The 4,174-nt window shown below is 63.6% G+C and carries 7 protein-coding genes and 1 pseudogene; 6 read left to right on the forward strand and 2 right to left on the reverse strand.

Annotation, left to right across the window (positions count from 1 at the left end; all coding sequences use genetic code 11):
* On the reverse strand, positions 1-417 hold a 417-nt coding region (locus AC1DUU_RS24895), incomplete at its 3' end, for an alcohol dehydrogenase catalytic domain-containing protein (protein ID WP_476786049.1).
* Between the two features lie 162 nt (positions 418-579).
* Here AC1DUU_RS24895 and AC1DUU_RS24900 point away from each other — a divergent pair.
* From AC1DUU_RS24900 to AC1DUU_RS24910, 3 genes are all read left to right on the forward strand, one after another.
* Entirely contained in the window at positions 580-774 is a 195-nt protein-coding gene (locus AC1DUU_RS24900; protein ID WP_476786050.1) for a DUF1192 domain-containing protein, read from the forward strand.
* 78 nt (positions 775-852) lie between these two features.
* The gene (locus AC1DUU_RS24905; RefSeq protein WP_476786051.1) at positions 853-2,100 is read left to right on the forward strand and encodes an MFS transporter; all 1,248 of its coding nucleotides are present in this window, start codon (positions 853-855) and stop codon (positions 2,098-2,100) included.
* An 86-nt stretch (positions 2,101-2,186) separates the two neighbouring features.
* Entirely contained in the window at positions 2,187-2,450 is a 264-nt protein-coding gene (locus tag AC1DUU_RS24910; protein ID WP_476786052.1) for an ArsR/SmtB family transcription factor, read from the forward strand.
* A gap of 159 nt (positions 2,451-2,609) precedes the next feature.
* On the opposite strand, the gene AC1DUU_RS24915 is transcribed toward AC1DUU_RS24910, so the two are convergent.
* Entirely contained in the window at positions 2,610-2,789 is a 180-nt protein-coding gene (locus AC1DUU_RS24915) for a YdcH family protein (RefSeq protein WP_476786053.1), read from the reverse strand.
* 238 nt (positions 2,790-3,027) lie between these two features.
* On the opposite strand from AC1DUU_RS24915, the gene AC1DUU_RS24920 reads away from it, so the two are divergent.
* The 3 genes and pseudogenes from AC1DUU_RS24920 to AC1DUU_RS24930 all read left to right on the forward strand — a co-directional run.
* Complete coding sequence (locus AC1DUU_RS24920) at positions 3,028-3,231, forward strand: YdcH family protein (RefSeq protein ID WP_214391539.1); 204 nt, start codon at positions 3,028-3,030, stop codon at positions 3,229-3,231.
* Between the two features lie 117 nt (positions 3,232-3,348).
* Positions 3,349-3,813 carry a 5-(carboxyamino)imidazole ribonucleotide mutase gene (purE, locus tag AC1DUU_RS24925; RefSeq protein WP_476786054.1) on the forward strand — a complete coding sequence of 155 codons (465 nt, stop codon included), beginning with the start codon at positions 3,349-3,351 and terminating at the stop codon, positions 3,811-3,813.
* A gap of 59 nt (positions 3,814-3,872) precedes the next feature.
* A pseudogene (locus AC1DUU_RS24930) lies at positions 3,873-4,174 on the forward strand (5-(carboxyamino)imidazole ribonucleotide synthase); the annotation flags it as partial.

Below are 4,174 nucleotides of genomic sequence, written 5' to 3' on the forward strand. Positions count from 1 at the left end.
GTGCCAGACGGTGAAGAAGGTTTCGGGCACGGCCGCAGCTTCGGTGAAGGTAAAACCCTTGGGCACGGGCAGCGCGTTGGTCTCGTGCACCTTGGCGTATTCGGCATAGCCGCCGCCCGGCGTCAGCGCGCAGACCGCGTCGCCGATCCGCCAACGCGTAACACCCGCGCCAAGTGCCGCCACCTCGCCCGACACTTCGAGCCCGGGCAGGTCGGACGCGCCAGGCGGTGGCGGATACGCACCCTTGCGCTGCTGCACGTCGGGCCGGTTGACGCCCGCCGCATGCACCCGGATCAGGATCTCGCCCGTATCAGGCTCCGGCAGGTCGCGCTTTTCCGCCTTGAGCACGCGCGGCCCGCCGGGCTGGGTGATCGCCACCGCGAGCATCTTGTCGGGAAGTTGGGCGACGTTGGCCATGTCTTTTTGTTCTCCGCTGGTCCGGTGCGCCCCGGACTTACATGTCCCGGACTTTACATGTCCCGGGCTTTACATGTCCCGGGCTTTACATGTCATTGACCACACTATGTATTCTGATTGGCAAATCAGRCAAACGCCTGTCTGGAGATGAAGGAGAGCGACATGGCGCTGTTCGACGACGAGCCGAAAAAGAAAAAGACCGTCCACGAGATCGGCCAGGACCTGTCATTGCTGTCGGTCGGCGAACTCAACGAGCGCATCGCTGCCCTGCGCGCCGAGATCGTGCGGCTCGAGGCCGAGCTCGCCGTCAAGGGCTCGACCAAATCGGCGGCCGAAGCATTGTTCAAGCGCGGCTGATCCTCGCCCGCCACCGATAAGCCCCAAAGAGGCTATCATCACATTTTAGCACCTAATTGATTCGTGGTGGGACAACAGATGCTCGCAACCTACCGGCCGATCCTGTCGTTGCTTCGCGGCACCGCCTTCCTGCTCGCCGCCTCGGGCCTGCATGGCCTTCTGCTTCCGCTGCGCGGCCAGGAAGAGGGTTTCTCCACCACGGCACTCGGCCTGATGGGCACCGCCTGGGCGGGCGRCTTCGTTGCCGGCTGTTATTTTGCCCCGCGTGTCGTCCGCCGCGCCGGCCATGTCCGCGCCTTCGGCACCTTTGCGGCTTCCGCTGCGATCATCGCGCTGCTGACTGGCCTGATCGTCAACGAATATGTCTGGATCGCGCTGCGCGCCTTCACCGGCTTTGCCATGGCCGGCGCCTTCATGGTCATCGAGAGCTGGCTCAACGAGCGCGCCACCAACGAAAACCGGGGCACTGTCTTCGGCCTCTACATGATGGTCACCTACGCCTCGATCATGGCCGGCCAGATGATGGTCGCCGGCGGCGATGTCAGAAGCGACGCGCTGTTCATGGTCACCGGCATCCTGTTTTGCCTGTCGCTGATCCCGACCGCCGTTTCGAGCGCCGCCCACCCCAAGCCGCTGCAGGACGTCTCGCTCGACATCAAGGGCCTCTACGCCAATTCGCCGGTCGCCTCGGTCGCCTGTTTCCTCATCGGCGTCGCCAATGGCGGCTGGGGCACGCTGGGTGCGGTCTATGGCGCGCGCGTCGGCATTTCGACGCCTCAGATCGCTTTGATGATGAGCCTGGTGGTGGTCGCAGGCGCTGCCCTGCAGATCCCGGTCGGCAAGGCCTCCGACAGGACCGACAGGCGTTATGTGCTGATCGGCGCGTCGCTCGCCTCGGCGATTGCGGCGGTTCTGATCTTCCTGGTAGCGCCACGCTCAGGCCCGTTCGTGATTGCCATGACGGCGAGCTACGGCGCTTTTGCCTACACGCTTTATTCGCTGGCGGTGGCGCATGCCAACGACCACGCCAACCCCGAGGATTTCGTCAAGGTTTCGGGCGGCCTGTTGCTGCTCTATGGCTTTGGTACCATGGTCGGCCCGCTGCTTGGCGCTGGCCTCATGGACCACATGCGGCCGGAGGCACTGTTCCTTGCCACGGCTGCCGCACATTTCACCTTGGCCGGCTACACCGCCTTGCGCATCAGGCGCCGCGCGCCGGTTCCCATCGAGGATCGCGAGGCGTTCCAGACCCAGCCAGCCGACCGCAGCGCGACACCGGAATCGCTGCGTCTCGACCCCAGGCAGAAGGCCGAGACGGAAATCTGACCGCCGCACATGAACGGTGCGGGACAATACGGCAGCCTTGCGACTCATGGTTGAGATTTGGAACCTGTTGCGGCACAAAGGGAGCCATGACAGCTGACGACTCCTTTTTGGCCATATCCGATGCCAACCGGCGCCATCTGCTCGAAGAATTGCGGCGCGGCCCAAAGACCGTGGGTGAACTCGCGGCCGGCTTGCCGGTGTCGCGGCCCGCAGTGTCGCAGCACCTCAAGGTACTTCTGGATGCAGGCCTGGTCAGCGCGCGCGCCGAAGGAACGCGCCGCGTCTACGCGGTGAGCGTCACCGGGTTCAGGAAGCTCAATATCTGGTTAGATCAGTTCTGGGATGCTTGAGAAGCGACGGGGAAGTCGCCTTGGCGGCAAGCTCGGAGAGTTCGCACCCACCTAGGTTGACAAAACACATCACCCTGTCCCGGCGGCGATGTTGTCGCCGCCGGCTATCTGGCCCGCGCGGAAAGTGGCGGGCCCTAAGGGGAGACCGAGAGCGTGGCCTTAGTGCTGGGTCGGGTCCCCTTTCAGCTTTTCAATCTCGTCCTTGAGAGCCAGCTTGCGACGCTTCAGCATGACGAGTTGCAAATCGTCCACCGAGGGATGATTCATCGCTTCACCGAGTTGACGCTCGATGTCGCCGTGTTTCCGCTGAAGCTCTTCAAGATGGGAAGCAAGAGACATGATTGGTTCTCCCTTTCATGGTTTCCTCGAAGTCCCGAGCACAGCCCTGCCCACCGCAGACAGCGCTCTGTGACGGAACCATGACAGTCTGCCACCCCAGAAAGGCGATGTCGAATAACGTGTGGTAGCATTTCCTGACAGCTTGAAATGTGATAAGGGCTTCGCGGCCGGTGACAAGGAGTCGCCGACCCGCCTTAGGAGCGCCCCGGGTGCGCCAGTGAGTTTGCAGACGGTAGACATGTCGGAACAGGAACAGGCCGAGATTCGTCTCGAGTTTGCACGCTTGAAGCAGGACCATGCCGATTTCGACGCCGCGATCAACGCGATGATCGCGATGGGCTGCGATACGTTGCAGATCCAGCGGATGAAGAAAAAGAAACTGGTCCTCAAGGACAAGATCACCCAGATCGAAGACCGGATCATCCCCGACATCATTGCCTGAGAATCCGCCATTTGCAGCCGGCCTTTGGTTGCGGTGGCAGCGCATTTCGGTTAAGCGCAGGCTTGTCAAGCAGGGGTGCCGCGCGTGAGCAAGGACAGGGTCGACGTCGCCATCATCATGGGGAGCCAGTCAGACTGGGCGACCATGCGCCATGCCGCCGAATTGCTCGACGTGCTCGGCATCACCTATGAGGCGCGCATCGTCTCGGCCCACCGCACCCCCGACCGGCTCTATGAATTCGCCAAAGGCGCCAAGGCCGCCGGCTTCCGCGTCATCATTGCCGGCGCCGGCGGTGCCGCCCATCTTCCCGGAATGACGGCAGCCATGACCCCGTTGCCGGTGTTCGGCGTGCCGGTCGAATCAAAGGCCCTGTCGGGCCAGGATTCGCTGCTCTCCATTGTTCAGATGCCGGCCGGCATCCCGGTGGGAACGCTTGCCATCGGCAAGGCCGGTGCCGCCAACGCAGCGCTGCTTGCCGCAGCCGTGCTTGCCCTTTTTGACGACGCGCTCGCCACAAGGCTCGACGAATGGCGCGCCGCCCAGACCGCAAGGGTCGCCGAACAGCCGACGGACGACGCGTGAGCGCGCCCCTTCCCCTTGGCGCCACCATCGGCATCATCGGCGGTGGCCAGCTTGGCCGCATGCTGGCCATGGCGGCGGCTCGCCTCGGCTATCAGACCGTTGTTCTCGAGCCCCAGGCAGATTGCCCGGCGGCCCAGGTCGCCAACCGCCAGATCGTTGCCGCCTATGACGATCCGGCCGGTCTCGACGAACTGGCGCGCGCCGGTGCCGTCGTCACCTACGAATTCGAAAACGTGCCGGTGCTGGCAGCCGAGCAACTCGCTCGTACCGTCCCCGTCTACCCGCCAGCACGTGCGCTGGCAGTCGCCCAGGATCGCCTGGTCGAAAAAACCTTCCTGAACGGCATTGGGATATCCACAGC

This window comes from Aminobacter sp. P4_H6_2 (assembly GCF_056400805.1).

What these genes read in the sequence shown, in the direction of transcription:
- AC1DUU_RS24900 (WP_476786050.1), top strand. Translation starts at nt 580, where the DNA reads ATGGCGCTGTTCGACGACGAGCCGAAAAAGAAAAAGACCGTCCACGAG.
- AC1DUU_RS24910 (WP_476786052.1), top strand. Translation starts at nt 2,187, where the DNA reads ATGACAGCTGACGACTCCTTTTTGGCCATATCCGATGCCAACCGGCGC.
- AC1DUU_RS24915 (WP_476786053.1), bottom strand. Translation starts at nt 2,789, where the DNA reads ATGTCTCTTGCTTCCCATCTTGAAGAGCTTCAGCGGAAACACGGCGAC.
- AC1DUU_RS24920 (WP_214391539.1), top strand. Translation starts at nt 3,028, where the DNA reads ATGTCGGAACAGGAACAGGCCGAGATTCGTCTCGAGTTTGCACGCTTG.
- purE (WP_476786054.1), top strand. Translation starts at nt 3,349, where the DNA reads ATGGGGAGCCAGTCAGACTGGGCGACCATGCGCCATGCCGCCGAATTG.